Here is a 22,560-nt window from a genome sequence, read left to right as displayed (position 1 = left end):
GATGAAAACAGTCAACAAGTGAGGGCTACACCCTATGAGAAGACTTAAGCGTGATCCGTTGGAAAGAGCGTTTTTGCGCGGATATCAATATGGCGTTGGTGGCAAATCCCGTGAGCTTTGCCCATTTACTCTACCGTCGGTACGCCAAGCCTGGATTAACGGCTGGCGAGAAGGACGCGGCGACAACTGGGACGGTATGACCGGCACTGCGGGAATCCACAGACTCAACGAACTTCACGCCGTCGGCTAACACAGGGCACACACTCCGACACGACAATCTGATTACGTAACGAATTAACCACGCACGTCCCATCCGGACGGCGGGCTCCGGCCCAGGGGCTCCTTCGAGGAGCCCTTTTTTATGCCTGTTCGTTCTGTCGGAACAAGCTCGCTCCTACAAAGGATCAGCGCAGGGCTGCGATAGCGTCTACCGACTCACGAATCAGCGCCGGTCCCTTATAAATGAAGCCCGAGTAGATCTGCACCAGGCTCGCCCCGGCGGTGATTTTCTCCGCTGCGTGCCTGCCTTCGGTGATGCCGCCCGCGGCGATGATCGGCAAGCGACCCGCCAGCTCTGCCGCCAGCACTTTCACGGTGTGGGTGCTCTTGTCACGAACCGGTGCGCCGGACAAACCACCCGCCTCGTCACCGTGCTCCATGCCTTCGACGCCTACTCGGCTCAAGGTGGTGTTGGTGGCGATGACCGCGTCCATTCCGGTTTCGATCAATGCCTGCGCGACCTGCGCGGTTTCTTCGTCGCTCATGTCCGGCGCGATCTTGATCGCCAGGGGCACGTGTTTGCCGTGGCGCAGCGCCAGTTCCGCCCGGCGCGTGGCCAGGTCGGCCAGCAGTTGCTTGAGCGAGTCACCGAACTGCAGGCTGCGCAGCCCCGGCGTGTTCGGCGAGCTGACGTTGACCGTCACATAGCTGGCATGGGCGTAAACCTTGTCCAGGCAAATGAGGTAATCGTCGACCGCACGCTCGACCGGGGTATCGAAGTTCTTGCCGATATTGATGCCCAGCACACCTTTGTACTTGGCCGCAGCGACGCGGGCCAGCAAGTGATCGACGCCGAGGTTGTTGAAACCCATGCGATTGATGATCGCCTCGGCCTCCGGCAGGCGGAACAGGCGTGGCTTCGGGTTACCCGGCTGTGGACGCGGGGTGACGGTGCCGATTTCGACAAAGCCGAAACCCAGCTGGGCAAAGCCGTCGATGGCCGCGCCATTCTTGTCCAGACCGGCCGCCAGGCCCACCGGGTTCGGGAAGTCCAGGCCCATGACCGTCACCGGCACCTTCGCCGGCGCCTTGCACAACAAGCCGTTGAGCCCCAGACGCCCGCCTGCGCCGATCAGGTCCAGGGACAGATCGTGGGAGGTTTCCGGGGAAAGTTTGAACAACAGCTGACGGGCCAGGGTGTACATGGGCGGGTTTGACTCTGGGCTATGAAAAGTGGCGGCGATTATAGCCGGGCAAGAGGCCCACAGGCGAGGCGCGCGACGCAATCAACAGACGATGGCATATGCCTTGCACCACTCCTGTCATCAGCACTCATGCCAACGGCGGGATAAGTGCCAGGACAATGGCGTCGTCATCCGGCCTTGCGCGTGCAAGGACGCGGGACGGCGCTTTTTTTTGCAAGGTGAAGACGCGATGAACGAACCATCAGCCTGCCCGCTGGCCTGGGTCAATGGCAGCGATGCCCCGGAAAAGTCCGAAATCAACCTCGGCTTCATGGCCCTGAGCGACTGCGCCTCAGTCGTGGTCGCCGCCACCCAGGGCTTCGCCCAGCCCTACGGCCTGACCTTGAACCTCAAGCGCCAGCCATCCTGGGCCAACCTGCGGGACAAACTGGTCAGCGGTGAACTCGACGCCGCCCATAGCCTCTACGGCCTGATCTACGCGGTACACCTGGGCATCGGCGGTGTGGCGCCCACAGACATGGCCGTACTGATGGGATTGAACCAGAACGGCCAGAGCATCAACCTCTCCCACGGTTTGCAGGCGCTGGGCGTGACCAGTCCTGAAGCACTGGACCGGCATGTGCACCAAAGTCGCCCAAAACTCACCTTTGCCCAGACCTTCCCCACCGGCACCCATGCCATGTGGCTGTATTACTGGCTCGCCAGCCAGGGCATTCACCCGTTGCAGGACGTCGACAGCGTAGTGGTGCCGCCGCCGCAAATGGTCGCGCACCTGCAAGCGGGACGCATCGACGGTTTCTGCGTCGGCGAGCCCTGGGCGGCCAGCGCGGTGCAACAGAACCTCGGTTTTACGATGGCAACCAGCCAGACCCTCTGGCCCGATCACCCGGAAAAAGTGCTCGGCTGCACCCGCGCCTTCGTCGAGCAATACCCGAACACCGCCCGCGCGTTGGTAATGGCGATTCTGCAGGCCAGCCGTTTCATCGAGCAAAGCAGCGAAAATCGTCGCAGCACCGCGCAATTGCTCAGTGCCACGCAATACCTTGATGCGCCGATCGAATGCATTGAACCGCGTTTGCTGGGCGACTACGACGACGGTCTCGGCCATCGCTGGCAGGATCCGCACGCCTTGCGCTTCCACGGCGAGGGTGAAGTCAATCTGCCGTACCTGTCCGATGGCATGTGGTTCATGACCCAGTTCCGGCGCTGGGGCCTGCTGCGCGACGATCCGGATTACCTCGCGGTGGCCCGCCAGGTTCAACAACTGGACTTGTATCGTGAGGCCGCCAGCGCCGTCGGCGTCGCCGCACCGGACAAGGAAATGCGCAGCAGCCAGTTGATCGACGGCAAGGTCTGGGACGGCTCGGACCCTGCCGGTTATGCCCGCAGTTTCAAACTGCACGCCATGAGCGACAGCTCGTACCGACTGGCCAGCCGCTGACAGGAGATTGCAAACATGCTGCGTATTCTGCTGATCAACGACACCGCCAAAAAAGTCGGACGCCTGAAGGCGGCCCTGACCGAGGCCGGGTTCGAGGTGATCGACGAGTCGGGACTGACCATCGACCTGCCCGAGCGCGTCGAAACGGTGCGTCCGGATGTGATTCTGATCGATACCGAGTCACCGGGCCGCGACGTGATGGAGCAAGTGGTACTGGTCAGTCGCGACCAACCACGACCGATCGTGATGTTCACCGATGAACACGATCCGGACGTGATGCGCCAGGCGATCAAGTCCGGGGTCAGTGCCTACATCGTCGAAGGTATTCACGCCCAACGCTTGCAGCCGATTCTCGACGTGGCCATGGCGCGCTTCGAAAGCGACCAGGCCCTGCGCGCTCAACTGCACGCCCGCGACCAGCAGCTCGCCGAGCGCAAGCGCATCGAGCTGGCCAAAGGGCTGCTGATGAAAATGAAGGACTGCAATGAAGAAGAGGCCTACACCTTGATGCGCCGCCAGGCCATGAGCCGCCAGCAGAAGCTGATTCAGGTGGCGGAGCAAATCATCGCGATGAGTGAATTGCTGGGCTGAAGCCCTGCGCCTGCGAGGGCAGCATCGCGAGCAAGCTCACTCCCACAGATGAATGTTGTGCCGCTCCTCTGTGGGAGCGAGCCCGCTCACGATGGCCTTCACTCGGTTTCACAGTGTTGGCACAAATCTCGCTAAGTAACTCCACAGGTAACCAACGGCGGTTGCCCCACCTACGACAAAGACGTCGCTCACCTCATTTGCCCCATGGCGAATCAGGTGGCGGCGTTTTTTTGTTTTGGCCCCATTGCCCGGGGCTGGTGGTGCAGCCCTCAAGGCGCCCCACCTGCATGACTCCCGTTCGAGACTCCTATCAGCTGAGGTGCGCGATGAATTCAAGCTTCTGGAAATCCGGCCATACCCCAACCCTTTTTGCCGCCTTCCTCTATTTCGATCTGAGCTTCATGGTCTGGTACCTGCTTGGCCCCCTGGCCGTGCAAATCGCCGCCGACCTGCACCTGACCACCCAACAACGCGGGCTGGTGGTGGCCACGCCTATTCTCGCCGGCGCGGTATTGCGTTTCATCATGGGCATGCTGGCTGATCGCCTGTCGCCGAAAACCGCTGGCCTGATTGGCCAGATGATCGTTATCTGCGCACTGTTCGGGGCCTGGAAGCTCGGCATCCACAGCTACGAACAAGCATTGGTCCTGGGCTTGTTCCTCGGCATGGCCGGCGCGTCATTCGCGGTGGCCCTGCCTTTGGCATCGCAATGGTATCCGCCGCAGCATCAAGGCAAGGCCATGGGCATCGCCGGTGCCGGCAACTCGGGCACCGTGTTCGCGGCGTTGATCGCGCCGGTTCTGGCGGCGGCGTTTGGCTGGAGCAATGTCTTCGGTTTTGCCCTCATCCCACTGATCCTGTCGTTGATCGTTTTCGCCTGGCTGGCCAAAAACGCGCCTGAACGGCCGAAAGCCAAGTCGATGGCCGACTACTTCAAGGCCTTGGGCGACCGCGACAGTTGGTGGTTCATGTTTTTCTACAGCGTGACCTTCGGTGGCTTCATCGGCCTGGCCAGCGCCCTGCCCGGCTATTTCAACGATCAATACGGCCTGAGCCCGGTGACTGCCGGCTACTACACCGCCGCCTGCGTGTTCGGTGGCAGCCTGATGCGCCCGTTGGGCGGCGCCCTGGCCGACCGTTTCGGCGGTATTCGCACCCTGTTGGCGATGTACACCGTGGCCGCGATCTGCATTGCCGCGGTCGGCTTCAACCTGCCGAGCTCCTACGCCGCGCTGGCACTTTTCGTCTGCACCATGCTCGGTCTCGGTGCGGGCAACGGCGCCGTGTTCCAATTGGTGCCACAGCGTTTTCGTCGTGAAATCGGCGTGATGACCGGTCTGATCGGCATGGCTGGTGGAATCGGCGGTTTTGCCCTGGCAGCCGGCATGGGTGCGATCAAGCAAAACACCGGCAGCTACCAAATGGCCCTGTGGCTGTTCGCCAGCCTTGGCGTCCTCGCCTGGTTCGGCCTGCACGGGGTGAAACGTCGCTGGAGAACCACCTGGGGTTCGGCCGCTGTGACCGCTGCGCGGGTCTGAGCCGGCGATGAGCCTGCAACTGAGCTTCGCCGAAGCGAGCGCCATCGGCCCGCGCGAAGAAAACCAGGATGCGTTGCGGCTGGTCACACCGGCACCGGCGCTGGCGGCGAGCAAGGGTTGCCTGTTCGCCATCGCCGACGGCGTCAGTCAGTGCGCCGACGGTGGGCTTGCCGCTCGCTCTACCCTGCAGGCGCTGGCACTGGATTACTACGCCACCCCGGAAACCTGGGGCGTCGCCCAGGCACTGGATCGTCTGCTGCTGGCGCAAAACCGCTGGCTGCAGGCCAACGGCGGTGGACAACCGCTGCTGACCACGGTCAGCGCATTGGTCATGCGTGGCCGGCGGTTCACCCTGGCCCATGTGGGCGATTGCCGGGTGTATCGCTGGCATGCCGATCAGTTGCAGCGCATCAGCGAGGATCACGTCTGGGACCAGCCGGGCATGCAGCATGTGCTCAAACGGGCGATGGGGCTCGATCAGCACCTGGTGCTGGACTTTCTCGACGGCGAATTGCGTCTTGATGAAAGCTTTGTACTGCTTAGCGACGGGGTCTGGGCGGTCCTGGGTGACACGGCCATTGCCGCGATTCTGCGCGACCAACCGGATCTGCACAGCGCCGCACAAACCCTGGTCAATGCCGCGCACCTGGCCGGCAGCCAGGACAATGCCAGCGCCTTGCTGGTGCGGGTCGACGCCCTCGGTGAAACCAGCATCGGCGACGCGTTGATTCAACTGCAGCAATGGCCACTGCCGCCCGCATTGAAACCGGGTCAGGACTTCGAGGGCTGGCAGGTCGAAGGGATCGTCGGCCAGAGCCAGCAATCCCTGCTCTATCGCGTGCGTGACAGTCAGCGGCAAACCTGGTTGCTGAAAACCCTGCCCGCTCACTTGCGCGACGATCACCCGGCCGGGCAAGCGTTGTTGTCGGAAGAATGGTTTCTCAAGCGTGTCGCTGGGCGGCATTTCCCTGAAGTGCATGCCGTCAGTCAGCGTCAGCATTTGTACTACGTGATGCGCGAATATTCTGGATCGACCCTGGCACAACTGCATGAACAAGCCGGCCCCTTGCCGTTGGCGCAATGGCAAGACCTGGCCGAACGCCTGTTGCGAGCGGTGGGCATGCTGCATCGGCGGCAGATTCTGCACCGCGATATCAAACCGGAGAACCTGCTGCTCGGGGACGACGGCGAGTTGCGGCTGCTCGATTTCGGCCTCGCCTATTGCCCTGGCTTGTCCCTCGACGAACCCTCTGCCCTGCCCGGGACCCCCAGCTACATTGCGCCGGAAGCGTTTCGCGGAGACCCGCCGAGTGCGCAACAGGATTTGTACTCGGTCGGCGTGACCCTGTATGTCCTGCTCACCGGACATTTTCCCTATGGCGAAATCGAAGCTTTCCAGCGCCCACGGTTCGGCGTTCCGGTGAGTCCCAGCCGCTATCGTCCCGACCTCCCGGAATGGCTGATACAAACCCTGGAACGCGCGGTGGCGGCGGATCCGGCTCAACGCTTTGAAACGGCGGAAGAGTGGTTATTGCTGATGGAACAGGGCGAGCGACGCAGCTTGAGCGTACGCCCCCGGCCATTGCTGGAGCGCGAACCGTTGAAGGTGTGGCGGACCCTGGCGCTGATTTCGCTGGTGGTGAATCTGGTGCTACTGGTGTTGGCGCTCCATTAATGGGCGCCGCGCGTTGAATCGGTGCATCAAAACGTCATAGGCGCATGGCGAACGCCTGCACACACGCCGAACCATGGGGTCAGACCGACTTGGCACAACCACTGCATTAGCCTTCTCATCACACATAACGTGCAGGCTTCAACGACGAAGACTGTGCTTCCCGAGAGAACGGGACCGGACAAAGGCGTCCCCGTCAGGCAACTGGCGGGACGCCTTTTTTTGTTTGCGCGAAATTGTCGAGCAAGACCTGGAAAGCCTGAAGAGGCGGGTCTGTGTTCCCCGGAGGACCTGATGAAAAAACTCAAACTGGTGATGATCGGCAACGGCATGGCCGGCGTTCGTACCCTCGAAGAACTGCTGAAACTGAGCAACGAGCTGTACGACATCACGGTCTTCGGCGCCGAACCCCATACCAATTACAACCGCATCCTCCTGTCGCCGGTGCTGGCTGGCGAGCAGACCTTCGAAGAGATCGTGCTCAACGACCTGGACTGGTACCTGGAAAACGACATCAAGTTGCTGCTCAACCGCAAAGTCGTGGAAATCGACCGGGTCAGGCGCCGGGTCATCGCCGAAGACGGCACCGTGGCCGAATACGATCGCCTGTTGATCGCCACAGGCTCCAGCCCGTTCATCCTGCCGATTCCCGGCAACACGCTACAGGGCGTGATCGGCTACCGCGACATCGCCGACACCCAGGTCATGATCGACACCGCCAAAACCCATAAACACGCAGTGGTCATCGGTGGTGGACTGCTGGGGCTGGAGGCGGCCAACGGCCTGATGCTGCGGGGCATGCACGTCACCGTCGTGCACCTCGGCCAATGGCTGCTGGATCGGCAACTGGACAAGACCAGCGGGCAGCTGCTGCAAAATGCCCTGGAGGCCCGCGGCCTTCACTTTCGCCTCTGCGAGCAAACCCAGGCGCTGCACGATGCCGGTAATGGCCGGGTTGGCTCGGTCGAGTTCAAGAACGGCGACATTATTCCCGCCGATCTGGTGGTGATGGCCGCCGGCATCCGACCCAACATCGAACTCGCGGAACAATCCGGCCTCCCTTGCAACCGCGGGATTCTGGTCAACGATACCCTGCAAACCTACGACCCACGGGTCTACGCCATCGGCGAATGCGCCAGCCATCGCGGCATCGCCTATGGCCTGGTGGCGCCGTTGTTCGACCAGGCCAAGGTCTGCGCCAATCACCTCGCACAACTGGGCTTCGCCAGCTACAAAGGCTCGGTGACCTCGACCAAATTGAAAGTCACCGGCATCGACCTTTTTTCCGCCGGCGACTACATGGGCGGTGAAGGCACTGAAACCATCACCCTCACCGACCCCATCGGCGGCGTTTACAAAAAACTGGTGATCAAGGATGACGTACTGGTCGGGGCCTGCCTCTACGGCGATACGGCCGATGGTGGCTGGTACTTCCGGCAAATCCTTGAGCACCAGGTCATCGGCGAAATCCGCGATCAGTTGATGTTCGGCCATTCCTTTACCCTGGAACAGGCCTTGGCTGACGCCGGACCAACGCGGGAAGTCGCCTGATGAACCGCCAGATCACTGCGTCCACCTGTTGTTACTGCGGAGTCGGCTGCGGCGTGCTGATCGAGCATGACGGCGAGCGCATCCTCGGCGTCAGCGGCGATCCAGCCCATCCTGCCAACTTCGGCAAGCTGTGCAGCAAGGGCTCGACCCTGCATTTGACCGGTGACTTGAGTGCGCGGGCGCTGTATCCCGAATTGCGCCTGGGCAAAGGCCTGGCCCGCACTCGCACCGATTGGGACACCGCCCTCGATCACGCCACCAGTGTGTTTGCCCGCACCATCGCCGAACATGGCCCGGACAGTGTCGCGTTCTACATATCCGGACAGCTGCTGACCGAGGACTACTACGCCTTCAACAAACTGGCGCGAGCGCTGGTGGGCACCAACAACATCGACAGCAACTCTCGGCTATGCATGTCTTCTGCAGTGGTGGGCTACAAACGCAGCCTCGGCGCCGACGCACCACCGTGCAGCTACGAAGACCTGGAATCGAGCGATTGCGTGATGATCGTCGGCAGCAATATTGCCTACGCCCATCCGGTGCTGTTTCGTCGCCTGGAGGAAGCCAAATCCCGCCGTCCGCAGATGAAAGTCATCGTCATCGACCCGCGCCGCACCGACACCTGTGATTTGGCTGACCTGCATCTGGCGATTCTGCCGGGCACCGATGTCGCTTTGTTCCATGGGATTTTGCACTTGCTGCTGTGGGAAAACCGGGTCGACCGCGACTTCATCGAGGCGCACACCCAAGGTCTGACGGAACTCAAGCAACTGGTACACGACTACACACCGTCCATGGTTGCGCAGCTGTGCGGCATCAGCATTGAACAACTGCAGCAGTGCGCTGAATGGGTCGGCACTACCCCAAGTTTTCTGTCGCTGTGGTGCATGGGGTTGAATCAGTCGACCGCTGGCAGCGCCAAAAACAGCGCATTGATCAATCTGCACCTGGCCACCGGGCAAATTGGCCGCCCCGGCGCAGGGCCTTTCTCCCTGACCGGTCAGCCCAATGCCATGGGCGGCCGTGAAACCGGCAGCCTGTCGAACCTGTTGCCCGGGCATCGTGAAGCCGCCAATGCCGACCACCGCGCTGAAGTGGCTGCTTACTGGGGCGTCGAACAGCTCCCGGCCAGTACCGGGCTTACCGCCATCGAACTGTTCGAGCAGGTGCGCAGCGGCAAGATCAAGGCATTGTGGATCGCCTGCACCAACCCGGCGCAATCGATGCCGGACCAGAACGCCGTGCGCGCTGCATTGCAAAACTGTCCGTTCGTGGTGTTGCAGGAAGCGTTTCGCACCACCGAAACAGCGGCGTTCGCCGACCTGCTATTACCCGCCGCCAGTTGGGGCGAAAAAGACGGCCTGGTGACCAACTCCGAACGACGCATTTCCCACGTCCGCCAGGCCATCGTCGCACCTGGTGAAGCGCGGCCCGATTGGGCGATCACCGTAGATTTCGCACAACGCCTCGAAAAACATCTGCGCCCCGGACAACCCAGCCTGTTTGCCTTTGAAACCCCGACGCAGCTCTTCGACGAATATAAACAAATGACCCGCGGTCGAGATCTGGACCTGTCCGGCATCAGCCATGGCCTGATCGACCGGATCGGCCCGCAACAATGGCCCTTCCCTACGAATGCCAGCGCAGGCACCGCCCGACTGTATGGCGACGGCGTCTTCCCCACCGCCAACGGTCGCGCGCAATTCGTCGCCGAACCATTCCGCGCCGCCAAGGAGCAGCGCGATGCACAGTTCCCGCTGACGCTGATCACCGGCCGCCTGCGTGATCAATGGCATGGCATGAGCCGTACCGGCACTGCCGCACAACTGTTCGGCCATGTGGGCGAAGCGGTATTGAGCCTGCATCCGCAGGATCTGCGCCAACATGACTTGCAGCCAGGCGACCTGGTCAGCCTGAAAAGCCGGCGCGGTGAAGTGATTGTGCCGGTCAGCAGCGACGACAACGTGCGTCCCGGCCAAGCGTTCCTGCCGATGCATTGGGGCGATCGCTTTCTCAAGGGCGGCGTGAACAGCCTCACCCTTCCCGCCTTTGATCCAATGTCCAAGCAACCCGAACTCAAGCACAGCGGCGTGCGCCTGGAGCCGGTGCAGTTGCCTTGGCGTCTGTTCGCACTGATCGAAGGCGATGTTCAACAGCATTTTGAGACGCTACGCACCCTCTGCGAGCCGTTTTCCTACGTAAGCCTAAGCCTGGCAGGCCGTGAACGCCCAGCATTGCTTATACGCGCCGCCAGCGCCTCAGCAGCGGACCCAAGCTTGCTACGGGAGATCGATCAATGCCTGGGGCTGCACGAAGGTACGGTATTGGCCTACGACGACCCACGGCGCTCCATCGGAAAGCGCGTGCGTATCGATAACGGCCGAATTACTGCGATTCGCCTGGCGGGCGAAACCCTCGCCCAGCACTGGCTGCAAAACCTTTGGCTGGAAGGTCGTACCGACGAAGAGCTGCGACGCTGGCTATTGGCGCCACTGAGCACGCCACCGGGCCACGGGGCTACGTCGATCGCCAGCAATCAAACCCTGTGCAACTGCAAGAACGTCAGTCAAAGCGCGGTCTGCGCCGGGATTGCCCGAGGGCTGGACTTGCTGGGGCTGAAAGAGCAATTGGGCTGCGGCACGCAATGCGGCTCGTGCGTCCCGGAAATCAAGCGTTTGCTGGTCGCCACTGCGCGCCCGGTCGCGGTCACCTCGTGAGGAAAATACTATGAACGCAAAAGTCTGGCTGGTAGGCGCGGGACCTGGCGATCCGGAATTGCTGACACTCAAGGCCGTTCGGGCGTTGAGAGAGGCTGATGTCGTGCTGATCGATGACCTGGTGAATGACGCCGTACTGGAACATTGCGCTGGTGCGCGGATCATCCCCGTGGGCAAACGCGGCGGATGTCGCTCTACCCCGCAAGCGTTCATTCATCGGCTGATGCTGCGTTACGCGCGCCAAGGCAAATGCGTGGTGCGACTCAAGGGTGGCGATCCCTGCATATTCGGGCGCGGCGGCGAAGAGGCAGCGTGGCTGCGTGAGCGCGGGGTCGAGATTGAACTGGTCAACGGCATCACGGCCGGACTCGCGGGCGCGACCCAATGCGCTATTCCTTTGACGTTGCGCGGTGTTGCGCGTGGCGTGACGCTGGTCACGGCCCATACCCAGGACGGCAGTCATCTGAACTGGCAGGCGCTGGCCCAAAGCGGAACGACCCTGGTGATCTACATGGGGGTGGCCAAGCTCGGCGAAATCCGCGAACAGCTGCTTGCCGGGGGAATGGCGACGGATACGCCAGTGGCGATGATTGAAAACGCGTCCTTGCCCCATCAACGGGAATATCGGAGTGACCTGACGGCGATGGAGGAAGATGCCTGCGCCTTCGAGCTCAAAAGCCCGGCCATTCTGGTCATAGGCACAGTGGCGGCCTGTGCAACGTCTTCTCAGTGGGAGCGCGGCTTGCCCGCGATGGTGGCCGATCAAACCGCCTGATCTGCCTGATTGCCCGTTTCTTCATCAAATCGCAGACAAAGAAAAGCCCGGCCTAAGCCGGGCTTTTCAGAGCTGCAAGCTAATTACTGAGCTTGAGCTTCAACCTTCGCTTCTACGCGACGGTTAACAGCGCGACCAGCTTCAGTGCTGTTGTCAGCAACTGGGCGGGATTCGCCGTAGCCAACCGACTGAACGCGGGATGGCGAAACACCGTACTGGCTGGTCAGAACTTGTTTAACGGCGTTTGCACGACGCTCGGACAGTTTCTGGTTGTAAGCGTCAGGACCGACGTTGTCGGTGTGACCTTCAACAGTAGTGGTGGTCGATGGGTACTGCTTCATGAAGTCAGCCAGGTTTTTGATGTCAGCGTAGCTGTTTGGCTTAACGACCGACTTGTTGAAGTCGAACTTGACGTCCAGCTCAACACGAACAACCTCAGCAACTGGAGCTTCTGCAACTGGCGCTGGCTCTGGAGCCGGTGCTGGAACTGGAGCTGGAGCAGGCTTGTTGCCGCCACCGAAATTCACGCCCAGACCTACGGACGGGATGTAGTCCCACTTGCCGTTGTCCAGCTTGTAGTCAGCTTCTACGCCAGCACGGGCGTAAACGTTCTCGAGGAAGTAGTACTTAACACCACCGCCAGCGGTCAGGAAAGTCGACTGGTCACGACCGGTGTGGCCATCAGCGGCTACGTTGGTCATGCTGCCGTGCTTAACACCACCTTGAACGTAGGGACGCAGAGCGTCGCCAGCGTTGTTGAAGTGGTACTGAGCGTTCAGACCGAACTGGTCGCCTTCGATTTTCTGATGGCCAGTACCGTTGTTCGAACGGGTGTAGTCATCGTTGTTGTAGGTCGCGTTCAACGACACGTCGTCGGTCAAGAAGTAACCGATGGAAGCGCCAGGAGTGTAGCCATCTTCAACGTTATTGACGCTGTCGTTGTACTTTTTCCCGTAGTTGAGCTCGCCTTCAACTGCGCCTTGGCCTTGTGCCAGAGCGCCGAACGAAGTAGCGGCAATAAGAGTACCAATGGCCAAGCCCAAGGTGTTTTTCAGTTTCATCCGTTAAATCCCCATCTGGTGATTGTGAAGCAGTCCCGCAAACCGGGGGACAACTCGGCGGCAAGTCTATCAGAACTTGCCTACACGTAAGAGATATTTGCGCTGAACTAAGTTTCAGCAATGCCTGCAAATTTCTCACGCAATTTATCTAGAGCGCGTTTGTACCGCATTTTTGTTGCACTCAAACCCATGTGCATGATGTCTGCGATCTCCTGAAACTCCAGCTCTGCGACAAATCGTAGCACCAGAATTTCGCGGTCAATCGGGTTCACATACACCAGCCAGCGATCGAGTCCACCCTTTTCCTCGGGTTTCGGCGCCTTTTCTTCGGACGCTTCCTCAAGGGGGTCAAGACTCAAGGCGTCCATCAAGCGACGCTTTCGCCGTTCCTTCCGATACTGTGTGATGCATTCGTTGTAAGTGATGCTATATAGCCATGTCTTGAACTTCGATTTGCCCTCGAAGTTCTTCAAGCCGTACAGCACCTTCAACATCACTTCCTGACAGACATCGTCTGCGTCGCGATCGTTCCCGAGATATCGTGCGCAGACGTTAAATAATGTTCGTTGGTAACGCCGCATCAACTCTTCGTAGGCGCGCGTCACGTGAAACAGCTCGGTGTGCGAGCGCGCGACCAACTCCTCATCAGAGAGCTCGCGGGGGTCGTAGCGCATGGATAGCGATTGGGCTTTATTCAAAACAAGTCGGGCCGACAGTCAGGTCAATGTCCGCCGCAGCCAGCATCAGCTGGCATTTTGCGGCGGCATACATTAGCAGGGTTTGCCGGGTTAGCGGCTACTCACATGCTGCTCAAGCAGGATCCGATTGGAAAGAGAGACTAGCTCACCCTCATCGGTCAGCAATGTGGTTTTAACCGTGCCGATCTCTTCGATCTGGCCTTCGACCTCGCCAACACGTACTTGTTGCCCAACCTGGTACAACTCACGCACATAGATTCCCGCAAGAATCTGACCGGCAATTTCCCGGCTTCCCAATCCCATGGCCAGCGCAACCGCCAGACCAACGGTAATCAAAACAATCACAATCACATGGTTGAGCAGGTCAGTCTTGACCTCCAACTGGCTGATCGCGACCGAAATACTGATGATGATGACCAGTCCCTGGGCAATTCGCCCCAGGCCGGAAGCGTAGTCCAGGCCCACGCCTTCCGCCGCGCCGCGCACCAGCCCGTTGGCCAGTTGGGCCAGCAAGACCCCCACCAGCAACACCAGCGCTGCGCCAAAGACCTTCGGCAAATACAGCGCGAGCATGTCCAGCGTAGCTGAAACCCGCTCAAGTCCAAGGGATTCTGCGGCAGAAACCAGAAAAATCAGCAAAACGAACCAATAGACGATCTTGCCGATCAGCGTCGAGATTGGTACCTGAAGGCCTGCCCGAGACAGCAACTTGGTCAGACCGGTGCCGCCCATCAGGCGATCGAGGCCCAGTTTGGCCAGTAATTTGGAGAGCAGCGTGTCCAGCAATTTGGCCACGACAAAACCCAACAGCAGCACGACCAGTGCGCCAAACAGGTTCGGAATGAAGTTCGCAACCTTGGTCCATAACGCAGTCATTGCAGTGACGAGGCTCTGAGTCCAGAGATCAAGTTCCATATTCAATCAGCCTTATCAGCAGTGCGAGCGGTAGGTTTACGTAGGCGGGATACCGGCGCCACATGGGCCGATCCGTTATTAAGGGCAATCATCAGCGCGGGCAACCAACGGCCCAGCAGGCTGAACAAATCACCGGCGCCGACCTGGCGATTGGCGGTTTTCAGTACACGACCAAGGCAAGCATCGTCGTCCCGGGTGGACGGAGACGCCTTGAGCATGTCACGCAAAGACTGTTCAAACGGATCGTGCATACGCACCTCTCGTGATGTCTGTGAAAGACGCGATCAAATTTGCCCGGGTCACATGGCTCACTTTCAAACCCAGCGCAAACGGCGGAACAACCACCACTGCCCCAATGCCACCACGACCATTATCATGCAGGCAATAAGGAACCCGTAAGGGCTCGCAGAGAACGGGATTCCGCCGACGTTGATACCCAGCAGACCGGTCAGAAAACTCATCGGCAAAAAAATCCCGGTGATGATCCCGAAGCGGTACATCGTGCGGTTCATGCGCACGCTCAAACGCCGGTCTTCAGCCTCCAGGACCAGCCCCACCCGCTCCCGGGTCAATTCCAGCTCTTCCAGATAGCGGGTCAGGCTGTTGTTCAATTCGTTCCAGTAATCACCATCGTCGTCGACGAACCAGGGCAATTTGATCCGTGTCAGTTGACCAAAAATATCCCGCTGCGGAGCGAGAAACCGCTTCAACGCAGCCGCCCGCCGACGGATCTGTAAAATCGCTCCATGCTCGGGCGTGTACCGTTCGTCGGCATCGAGTTTTTCTTCTTCCTCATCGACCACTTCCGAGAGGTCGCTGACCAGATCCTGCACCTTGTTGGTCAAGTACTGCGCCATATACAGGATGAGTTCGGAGGCCGTTTTTGGTCCTTTGCCATCCGCCAGTTGCACCAGCAACTCATCCGTGGCGCGCAACGGGCGCAAACGCAAGGAAATGACGCGCTGGGCAGACCCGAAGATCCGCACCGAGACCATGTCTTCAGGCTCGGCACCCGGGTTCAGATTGACCCCGCGCAAAAATAGCAGCAGTTCGCTGTCTGAAAGCTGTAAAAGACGCGGTCGGGTGTTTTCTTCCAGCAGCAGATCGCAGCTGAACTCACTCAGACCACTGGAATTGCGCAGCCAGGTCTGGGTCTGCGGATGACTGCGATCCCAGTGCAGCCACAGGCTTTCATGGGCCTGCAGCTGCAATTCATCGAGTTCAGTCCGGGCTATCGAACGCGCGCCGCCTTTACCATCCAGTACCAGGGCATGAACCAGCCCCCATTGCGCGTTTTCTTCCTCAAACATCCGCATTCCTTCGGTCAAAGCTTACTCAGGCATTTTCAGCGGACTAGGCGAGATGATCACGCCGTTATTGTCCGCATAGATGTAATGGCCCGGATGGAAGGTCACGCCAGCAAAGGTCACGGCTACGTTCAGATCGCCGATACCGCGCTTGTCGGTTTTCATCGGGTGGCTGGCCAAAGCCTGAACCCCCAGATCGGTTTGTGCGATCACGTCGACGTCACGGATGCAACCGTAGATCACCAGCCCTTCCCAGCCGTTGTTCGCGGCTTTCTCGGCCAGCATGTCACCCAGCAATGCACGACGCAGGGAGCCTCCGCCATCGACCACCAGCACCTTGCCATTACCTTTGAGCTCGACTTGCTCCTTGACCAGCGAGTTGTCTTCGAAGCATTTGATGGTCACGATTTCGCCGCCGAAGGAATCCCGACCACCGAAATTGCTGAACATCGGTTCCAGCACCTGCACCAGCTCCGGATAGGCGTCGCACAGGTCAGGCGTGAGGTAATGGTTCATCGAGAAACTCCTGTTAAGAGGAAGACAGCACGAACATCACAGATGACTCAGTCATCGAAAATGACCAGAACAGCTCAATGCGTCATATCTTAGCCGCTAGCCGATCAGAGCGAAATGCCCTTGATAGAGCGGCCAATTCAAATCACCGCAGCCAAATCCGCTTCTGCACCCGGCAGAGGGGTTTGCTGGTCCGCCAGCCAACGGGCCACCAGCGGCCAGACTTCAGCCTGTGCGGCTTTGCTGACCAGCATTTCCACGTGGCCAAAATTGTCGGCAAAGCCCTGCTCGCGACCCAGATTGATAAATTGCTTGTGCTCTGAACCCAACTGATCGAACAGCTTGCGACAAGCCCAGGCCGGGTCCTGATGATCACCGGCGGCACTCACCGCCAGTACCGGCAATTTAACCTCGGCCAAACCCGCCCACCAGTTCTTGTCGGCATCACCAAAGCGCCCGAACAGGCCGTACCAGCGCATGCTTTCCAGGGCCAGGCCAATCGGCTCGTCCTCCGGGCCGCGCTTGAGCCGCGAACCCGACAGCTGGGCAAAACGCTTGAGAATGAAGCGCCCACTCCACTCCACCGGTGGAATCTTCAGTGGCCAGTAGGTCCGGCTGACCTGAGTGCCAAAGAACGCCGCAGACGCGACCACGGGCTCACCGATGTATTCACCGCCCAGCGCTGCCGCCAGGGTGATGCCACCCAGCGAGTGACCGATCCAGTGTGGCACCTGGCCGCTTTGCTCACGCACGAACGCGCCAATGGCCGGGAGATCGTAACGAGCGTAGTCGGCGACGCGGTTCTTGCGGTAGTTGCGGTTGCGCTGGGACAAGCCGTGACCGCGCATCTCCGGAATCCACACGTCGAAGCCCAGGCGCGTCAGATAGGCACCGAGACCCAGCCCTTTCGGAGAAAACCAGAAGCGTCGATTGGAAAAACTGCCGTGCAGCAGGATAACCGGCACGCCACGCACCGCCGGCTCATCGGCCATACCGAGGCGAGTCACCGCGATTTCGACGGTGCCGTCGGGGCTGTTGCCGGGTTTTAAACGATAAACATCTTCGCTCAGATCACCGCGCCGCTCGGCGCTGATCAGGGCGACAGGAAATAGGTTGCTGCTGCTTTGCATAAGCTCTTGCACAAAAAAGGGCGGCATCCGGAGGAGCCCGCCCTGCTTGAATCTCAAAACAAGCCCGCCCCCTGTAGGAGCGAGCTTGCTCGCGAAGAACTTCAGAACACCGCGTTTATCCAGGATAAACGCGTGATCGTTGACGTCCATCGCGAGCAGGCTCGCTCCTACAAGAGAGCGGCCCGTTCACACCGGATCAAGCTTGCGCCTGACCCTCAGCCAGGAAGAACCAGGTTTCCAGTACGGAATCAGGGTTCAACGACACGCTTTCGATGCCTTGTTCCATCAGCCATTTGGCCAGGTCCGGGTGGTCCGAAGGGCCCTGACCGCAAATGCCGATGTACTTGCCGGCCTTGTTGCACGCGGCAATGGCGTTGGCCAACAGCTTCTTGACCGCCGGGTTACGCTCGTCGAACAGGTGCGCGATGATCCCGGAGTCGCGGTCCAGGCCCAGGGTCAGCTGGGTCAGGTCGTTGGAGCCGATGGAGAACCCGTCGAAGAACTCGAGGAACTCTTCAGCCAGGATGGCGTTGGACGGCAGTTCGCACATCATGATGACGCGCAGACCGTTGTCGCCACGGGCCAGGCCGTTTTCCGCCAGCAGGTCCACAACCTGGCTCGCTTCGCCCAGGGTACGGACGAACGGCACCATGATTTCGACGTTGGTCAGGCCCATCTCGTTGCGAACGCGCTTGAGAGCACGGCATTCGAGTTCGAAGCAGTCACGGAACGATTCGCTGATGTAACGCGAAGCGCCACGGAAGCCCAGCATCGGGTTTTCTTCTTCCGGCTCGTAGAGCTTGCCGCCGATCAGGTTGGCGTATTCGTTGGACTTGAAGTCCGACAGACGCACGATGACCTTCTTCGGCCAGAACGCCGCCGCCAGGGTGCTGATGCCTTCAACCAGTTTCTCGACATAGAAACCGACCGGATCGTTGTAACCGGCGATACGCTTGTCGACGCTTTCCTTGATGTCCAGCGGCAGACCGGCGTAGTTCAGCAGTGCCTTGGGGTGCACGCCGATCATGCGGTTGATGATGAACTCCAGACGGGCCAGGCCCACACCGGCGTTCGGCAGCTGTGCGAAGTCGAAGGCACGGTCCGGGTTGCCGACGTTCATCATGATCTTGAACGGCAGCTCCGGCATGGCGTCCACGGAGTTCTTCTTGATGTCGAAGCCCAGTTCGCCTTCGAAGATGAAACCGGTGTCGCCTTCTGCGCAGGAAACGGTCACGCCCTGGCCGTCTTTCAGCAGCTGGGTGGCGTTACCGCAACCGACCACGGCCGGGATACCCAGTTCACGGGCGATGATCGCCGCGTGGCAGGTACGGCCGCCACGGTTGGTGACGATGGCGCTGGCACGCTTCATGACCGGTTCCCAGTCCGGGTCGGTCATGTCGGAAACCAGCACGTCGCCTGGCTGGACCTTGTCCATCTCGGACACGTCCTTGATGATGCGGACCTTGCCGGCGCCGATGCGCTGGCCGATGGCACGACCTTCCACCAGCACGGTGCCGGTTTCTTTCAACAGGTAACGTTCCATGACGTTTGCCTGGGTGCGGCTCTTCACGGTTTCCGGACGGGCCTGCACGATGTACAGCTTGCCGTCGTCACCATCCTTGGCCCATTCGATGTCCATCGGGCACTTGTAGTGCTTCTCGATGATCATCGCCTGCTTGGCCAGTTCGCTGACTTCGGCGTCGGTCAGGCAGAAACGCGCGCGATCGGCCTTGTCGACATCGACGGTCTTGACCGAACGACCGGCCTTGGCCTCGTCGCCGTAGATCATCTTGATGGCCTTGCTGCCCAGGTTGCGGCGCAGGATTGCCGGACGACCGGCGGCCAGCGTGCCCTTGTGCACGTAGAACTCATCCGGGTTCACCGCGCCTTGCACGACGGTTTCACCCAGGCCGTAGGCGCCGGTGATGAACACCACGTCACGGAAACCCGATTCGGTATCGAGGGTGAACATCACGCCGGCAGTGCCGGTTTCGGAACGGACCATGCGCTGCACGCCGGCCGACAGGGCAACCAGCTTGTGGTCGAAGCCCTGGTGCACGCGATAGGAAATGGCGCGGTCGTTGAACAGCGAGGCGAACACCTCTTTGGCGGCGCGAATGACGTTTTCGACGCCCCGGATGTTCAGGAAAGTTTCCTGCTGGCCGGCGAAGGAAGCGTCCGGCAGGTCTTCGGCGGTCGCGGAAGAACGCACGGCCACGGCCATGTCAGGGTTGCCCGCGGACAACGCGGCGAACGCCGTGCGGATTTCGGTATTCAGTTTTTCAGGGAACTCGGCTTCCATGATCCATTGACGGATCTGGGCACCGGTCTTGGCCAGGGCATTCACGTCGTCGACGTCCAGGGCATCAAGGGCGTCGTGAATCTGCTGGTTCAGGCCGCTCAGTTCCAGGAAATCACGATAAGCCTGAGCGGTCGTGGCGAAGCCACCGGGCACCGATACACCGGCACCCGCAAGGTTGCTGATCATCTCGCCCAGGGATGCGTTCTTGCCCCCCACATGCTCCACATCATGGACGCCGAGCTTATCGAGGGAAACTACGTACTCTACCAAGGTGATCTCTCCACTAACTGTGTTGGAAAAGCTCAGAAGCCGGCTGCTCGGAAGAGCGTTTGCCAGCTGTATGGCCTGGACCTGGAAAATAAGTGAGAATGCGGGCCATTGGCGGCCGACAAATCGCGCCTATCATATCCAAGATTCGTCACTAGCTTAAGGCCCAAGGTGCAAATGAAACGATCTGCTTTCTTTATCTCCGATGGCACCGGCATTACCGCCGAAACCCTGGGTCAAAGCCTCCTGGCGCAGTTCGAAAACATTACCTTCAGCAAATTCACGCGGCCGTACATCGACAGCGCGGATAAAGCCCGGGCCATGGTACAACAAATCAACAAAGCCGCCGAAACCGACGGCTTCCGTCCGATTATCTTCGACACCATCGTCAATCAGGACATTCGTGAGATCCTCGCGACTTCCAATGGTTTCATGATCGACATCTTCTCGACCTTCCTGGCGCCTCTCGAACAGGAACTGACCGAGCATTCTTCCTACACCGTCGGCAAATCCCACTCCATCGGCTCCAACACCAATTACATGGAGCGGATCGAGGCGGTGAACTTTGCCCTCGACAACGACGACGGCGCCCGCACGCATTATTACGACAAGGCCGACCTGATCCTGGTGGGCGTGTCACGCTGCGGCAAGACCCCCACCTGCCTGTACATGGCCATGCAGTTCGGTATCCGCGCCGCCAACTACCCGCTGACCGAGGACGACATGGAGCGCCTGCAACTGCCAAGTGCCCTGCGCGCCCACCAGCACAAGCTGTTCGGCCTGACCATCGACCCGGATCGCCTCACAGCGATCCGCAACGAGCGCAAGCCCAACAGCCGCTATTCGAGCTACGCCCAATGCGAGTTCGAAGTGCGCGAAGTGGAGAACCTGTTCCGCCGCGAGAACATTCCGCACATCAACTCCACGCATTTTTCCGTTGAAGAGATCTCGGCGAAGATCCTCGTGGAAAAAGGCGTCGAGCGGCGCTTCAAATAATCATGCGGCGTCTGATCTGACGCCTTCGCGGGCAAGCCCGCTCCCACAGGGTTATCTGGCGGATGCAGATCTTGCATTCACAATAAAACCCTGTGTGCGAGCCTGCTCGCGATTGAACGATAACGCGGTCTCCTAGATAACAAACAAATCCACAAACCGATTCACAGGCGTTGCTTCAAGCCTCGCCTGATCCTTGCACAACTCAAAAATCTCCCCACTGCGCTGCCCCGTGAATCGTGTCAGCAGGTTCGCCCTGAATTTGTCCTCCAACAAAGGAATACCCTCGACACGGCGCCGCCGATGCCCAATCGGGTACTCCACCACCACGTTCTCGGTGCTGGTGCCGTCCTTGAAAAACACCTGAATGGCATTGGCGATCGAACGCTTGTCGGTCTCCAGGTACTCACGGGTGTACACCGGGTTTTCGACGATGACCATTTTCTCGCGCAACACATCGATGATCGGATGTGCCTTGTGGAAGTCATCTTCGTAATGCTCGGCCACCAGGTTGCCGAAGACCAGTGGCACCGCGGTCATGTACTGGAGGCAGTGATCGCGGTCGGCGGCATTGGCCAAGGGGCCAACCTTGGAAATGATACGTATTGCAGATTCGTGGGTGGTGATGACGATCCGGTCGATTTCGTGCAGGCGGTTTCGCACCTGCGGATGCAGGGTCACCGCGGCCTCACAGGCTGTTTGTGCGTGGAACTCGGCGGGAAAACTGATCTTGAACAGCACGTTTTCCATCACATAACTGCCGTATGCCCGCGAGAAGCCGAAAGCACGTTTGTCTGCGGGCTTGAGCGCCAGATCGTTGTTGGTGTGACTGAACAACACGTCGTAAAAGCCCCATTGTTTGGCACTCAACACACCAGGAATGCCCATCTCGCCGCGCATGGCGATGTCCGCCAGACGAACACCACGACTGGACGCATCCCCCGCCGCCCAGGATTTGCGCGAGCCGGCATTCGGTGCATGGCGATAGGTGCGCAGCGCCTGGCCGTCGGCGAAGGCATGGGACAACGCCGAGAGCAACTGCTCGCGATTGGCGCCCATGAGTCTGGCGGTAACCGCCGTCGACGCGACTTTCACCAGAATGACGTGGTCGAGGCCTACGCGATTGAACGAATTTTCCAGCGCGATCACGCCTTGTATCTCATGGGCCATGATCATCGCTTCCAGCACCGTGCGAATCGTCAACGGCGCGTCACCCTGGGCCAGGCGCTTTTGCGACACGTGATCGGCCACCGCGAGTATGCCGCCGAGGTTGTCCGACGGATGGCCCCACTCGGCCGCGAGCCAGGTGTCGTTGTAGTCGAGCCAGCGGACGATGCAGCCAATGTCCCAGGCGGCCTTGACCGGATCGAGGCGGTAGCTGGTACCGGGCACGCGAGCGCCGAACGGCACGACGGTGCCTTCGACGATTGGCCCCAGGTGTTTGGTGCATTCGGGAAAACGCAGGGCCAGCAACCCGCAGCCGAGGGTGTCCATCAGGCAGTTGCGGGCGGTGTCTAGCGCCTCTTTGGATTCGATCTTGAAGTTGAGAACGTAATCGGCAATGTCCTGCAGGACCTTGTCGTAGTCGGGACGGTCGTTCTGATCGACGTTAGCACTCATGTTCGATTCACCTGTAGGAGCTGGCTTGCCAGCGAAAGCGATGTG

The 22,560-nt window shown here is 60.0% G+C and carries 18 protein-coding genes and 1 pseudogene; 9 read left to right on the top strand and 10 right to left on the bottom strand.

Annotation, left to right across the window (positions count from 1 at the left end):
• Positions 1 to 34 precede the first annotated feature (34 nt).
• The gene (gene rmf / locus F7R06_RS09350) at positions 35 to 250 is read left to right on the top strand and encodes a ribosome modulation factor (RefSeq protein WP_003223300.1); all 216 of its coding nucleotides are present in this window, start codon (positions 35 to 37) and stop codon (positions 248 to 250) included.
• Between the two features lie 154 nt (positions 251 to 404).
• Here rmf and F7R06_RS09345 read toward each other — a convergent pair whose 3' ends face one another.
• A complete protein-coding gene (locus F7R06_RS09345) occupies positions 405 to 1,424 on the bottom strand; it encodes a quinone-dependent dihydroorotate dehydrogenase (RefSeq protein ID WP_090323951.1) in 1,020 nt (339 codons plus the stop codon).
• A 229-nt stretch (positions 1,425 to 1,653) separates the two neighbouring features.
• On the opposite strand from F7R06_RS09345, the gene F7R06_RS09340 reads away from it, so the two are divergent.
• From F7R06_RS09340 to cobA, 7 genes and pseudogenes are all read left to right on the top strand, one after another.
• Positions 1,654 to 2,865, top strand: coding sequence for a CmpA/NrtA family ABC transporter substrate-binding protein (locus F7R06_RS09340; protein WP_090323953.1), 1,212 nt, complete (start codon positions 1,654 to 1,656; stop codon positions 2,863 to 2,865).
• Positions 2,866 to 2,880: 15 nt separating this feature from the next.
• On the top strand, positions 2,881 to 3,456 hold the full coding sequence (locus F7R06_RS09335) for an ANTAR domain-containing response regulator (protein WP_090323954.1): 576 nt from the start codon (positions 2,881 to 2,883) through the stop codon (positions 3,454 to 3,456).
• A gap of 326 nt (positions 3,457 to 3,782) precedes the next feature.
• A complete protein-coding gene (locus F7R06_RS09325) occupies positions 3,783 to 4,994 on the top strand; it encodes a nitrate/nitrite transporter (RefSeq protein ID WP_090323956.1) in 1,212 nt (403 codons plus the stop codon).
• A 7-nt stretch (positions 4,995 to 5,001) separates the two neighbouring features.
• The gene (locus F7R06_RS09320; protein ID WP_090323957.1) at positions 5,002 to 6,669 is read left to right on the top strand and encodes a bifunctional protein-serine/threonine kinase/phosphatase; all 1,668 of its coding nucleotides are present in this window, start codon (positions 5,002 to 5,004) and stop codon (positions 6,667 to 6,669) included.
• 291 nt (positions 6,670 to 6,960) lie between these two features.
• Positions 6,961 to 8,196: pseudogene (locus F7R06_RS09315) on the top strand (NAD(P)/FAD-dependent oxidoreductase); the annotation flags it as partial.
• A gap of 20 nt (positions 8,197 to 8,216) precedes the next feature.
• Positions 8,217 to 10,934, top strand: coding sequence for a nitrate reductase (locus F7R06_RS09310; protein ID WP_090323959.1), 2,718 nt, complete (start codon positions 8,217 to 8,219; stop codon positions 10,932 to 10,934).
• A gap of 10 nt (positions 10,935 to 10,944) precedes the next feature.
• Entirely contained in the window at positions 10,945 to 11,709 is a 765-nt protein-coding gene (cobA, locus tag F7R06_RS09305) for a uroporphyrinogen-III C-methyltransferase (protein WP_090323961.1), read from the top strand.
• 83 nt (positions 11,710 to 11,792) lie between these two features.
• Here cobA and F7R06_RS09300 read toward each other — a convergent pair whose 3' ends face one another.
• The 8 genes from F7R06_RS09300 to ppsA form a co-directional block, all read right to left on the bottom strand.
• Positions 11,793 to 12,770 (bottom strand): OmpA family protein, encoded by a 978-nt coding sequence (locus tag F7R06_RS09300; RefSeq protein ID WP_090323963.1) that lies wholly within the window; start codon positions 12,768 to 12,770, stop codon positions 11,793 to 11,795.
• Positions 12,771 to 12,877: 107 nt separating this feature from the next.
• Positions 12,878 to 13,468, bottom strand: coding sequence for an RNA polymerase sigma factor SigX (sigX, locus tag F7R06_RS09295; RefSeq protein WP_075949123.1), 591 nt, complete (start codon positions 13,466 to 13,468; stop codon positions 12,878 to 12,880).
• A 90-nt stretch (positions 13,469 to 13,558) separates the two neighbouring features.
• A complete protein-coding gene (locus F7R06_RS09290; RefSeq protein WP_008048604.1) occupies positions 13,559 to 14,383 on the bottom strand; it encodes a mechanosensitive ion channel family protein in 825 nt (274 codons plus the stop codon).
• Positions 14,384 to 14,385: 2 nt separating this feature from the next.
• The gene (locus tag F7R06_RS09285) at positions 14,386 to 14,634 is read right to left on the bottom strand and encodes a hypothetical protein (RefSeq protein ID WP_020801096.1); all 249 of its coding nucleotides are present in this window, start codon (positions 14,632 to 14,634) and stop codon (positions 14,386 to 14,388) included.
• Positions 14,635 to 14,697: 63 nt separating this feature from the next.
• Positions 14,698 to 15,693, bottom strand: coding sequence for a zinc transporter ZntB (locus F7R06_RS09280; RefSeq protein WP_090323964.1), 996 nt, complete (start codon positions 15,691 to 15,693; stop codon positions 14,698 to 14,700).
• Positions 15,694 to 15,714: 21 nt separating this feature from the next.
• Positions 15,715 to 16,206, bottom strand: coding sequence for a ribonuclease E activity regulator RraA (gene rraA / locus F7R06_RS09275; protein WP_090323966.1), 492 nt, complete (start codon positions 16,204 to 16,206; stop codon positions 15,715 to 15,717).
• Positions 16,207 to 16,343: 137 nt separating this feature from the next.
• Positions 16,344 to 17,333 carry an alpha/beta fold hydrolase gene (locus tag F7R06_RS09270; RefSeq protein ID WP_090323967.1) on the bottom strand — a complete coding sequence of 330 codons (990 nt, stop codon included), beginning with the start codon at positions 17,331 to 17,333 and terminating at the stop codon, positions 16,344 to 16,346.
• Positions 17,334 to 17,529: 196 nt separating this feature from the next.
• Entirely contained in the window at positions 17,530 to 19,905 is a 2,376-nt protein-coding gene (gene ppsA / locus F7R06_RS09265) for a phosphoenolpyruvate synthase (RefSeq protein ID WP_090323969.1), read from the bottom strand.
• A gap of 174 nt (positions 19,906 to 20,079) precedes the next feature.
• On the opposite strand from ppsA, the gene ppsR reads away from it, so the two are divergent.
• Positions 20,080 to 20,898 (top strand): posphoenolpyruvate synthetase regulatory kinase/phosphorylase PpsR, encoded by an 819-nt coding sequence (ppsR, locus tag F7R06_RS09260; RefSeq protein WP_090323970.1) that lies wholly within the window; start codon positions 20,080 to 20,082, stop codon positions 20,896 to 20,898.
• Between the two features lie 132 nt (positions 20,899 to 21,030).
• On the opposite strand, the gene prpD is transcribed toward ppsR, so the two are convergent.
• Positions 21,031 to 22,515 (bottom strand): 2-methylcitrate dehydratase, encoded by a 1,485-nt coding sequence (gene prpD, locus F7R06_RS09255; RefSeq protein ID WP_090323972.1) that lies wholly within the window; start codon positions 22,513 to 22,515, stop codon positions 21,031 to 21,033.
• Positions 22,516 to 22,560 lie beyond the last annotated feature (45 nt).

This window comes from Pseudomonas moorei (genome assembly GCF_008801475.1).
Taxonomy (GTDB): Bacteria; Pseudomonadota; Gammaproteobacteria; order Pseudomonadales; family Pseudomonadaceae; genus Aquipseudomonas; species Aquipseudomonas moorei.
The sequence above is the reverse complement of the archived record's forward strand: the minus strand, read 5'-3'. Positions and strand labels throughout refer to the sequence as shown.

Excerpts from the sequence above, each read along its gene's own strand:
- rmf (WP_003223300.1), top strand. The coding sequence starts at position 35 with ATGAGAAGACTTAAGCGTGATCCGTTGGAAAGAGCGTTTTTGCGCGGA.
- F7R06_RS09345 (WP_090323951.1), bottom strand. The coding sequence starts at position 1,424 with ATGTACACCCTGGCCCGTCAGCTGTTGTTCAAACTTTCCCCGGAAACC.
- F7R06_RS09340 (WP_090323953.1), top strand. The coding sequence starts at position 1,654 with ATGAACGAACCATCAGCCTGCCCGCTGGCCTGGGTCAATGGCAGCGAT.
- F7R06_RS09335 (WP_090323954.1), top strand. The coding sequence starts at position 2,881 with ATGCTGCGTATTCTGCTGATCAACGACACCGCCAAAAAAGTCGGACGC.
- F7R06_RS09325 (WP_090323956.1), top strand. The coding sequence starts at position 3,783 with ATGAATTCAAGCTTCTGGAAATCCGGCCATACCCCAACCCTTTTTGCC.
- F7R06_RS09320 (WP_090323957.1), top strand. The coding sequence starts at position 5,002 with ATGAGCCTGCAACTGAGCTTCGCCGAAGCGAGCGCCATCGGCCCGCGC.
- F7R06_RS09310 (WP_090323959.1), top strand. The coding sequence starts at position 8,217 with ATGAACCGCCAGATCACTGCGTCCACCTGTTGTTACTGCGGAGTCGGC.
- cobA (WP_090323961.1), top strand. The coding sequence starts at position 10,945 with ATGAACGCAAAAGTCTGGCTGGTAGGCGCGGGACCTGGCGATCCGGAA.
- F7R06_RS09300 (WP_090323963.1), bottom strand. The coding sequence starts at position 12,770 with ATGAAACTGAAAAACACCTTGGGCTTGGCCATTGGTACTCTTATTGCC.
- F7R06_RS09290 (WP_008048604.1), bottom strand. The coding sequence starts at position 14,383 with ATGGAACTTGATCTCTGGACTCAGAGCCTCGTCACTGCAATGACTGCG.
- F7R06_RS09285 (WP_020801096.1), bottom strand. The coding sequence starts at position 14,634 with ATGCACGATCCGTTTGAACAGTCTTTGCGTGACATGCTCAAGGCGTCT.
- F7R06_RS09280 (WP_090323964.1), bottom strand. The coding sequence starts at position 15,693 with ATGTTTGAGGAAGAAAACGCGCAATGGGGGCTGGTTCATGCCCTGGTA.
- rraA (WP_090323966.1), bottom strand. The coding sequence starts at position 16,206 with ATGAACCATTACCTCACGCCTGACCTGTGCGACGCCTATCCGGAGCTG.
- F7R06_RS09270 (WP_090323967.1), bottom strand. The coding sequence starts at position 17,333 with ATGCAAAGCAGCAGCAACCTATTTCCTGTCGCCCTGATCAGCGCCGAG.
- ppsR (WP_090323970.1), top strand. The coding sequence starts at position 20,080 with ATGAAACGATCTGCTTTCTTTATCTCCGATGGCACCGGCATTACCGCC.
- prpD (WP_090323972.1), bottom strand. The coding sequence starts at position 22,515 with ATGAGTGCTAACGTCGATCAGAACGACCGTCCCGACTACGACAAGGTC.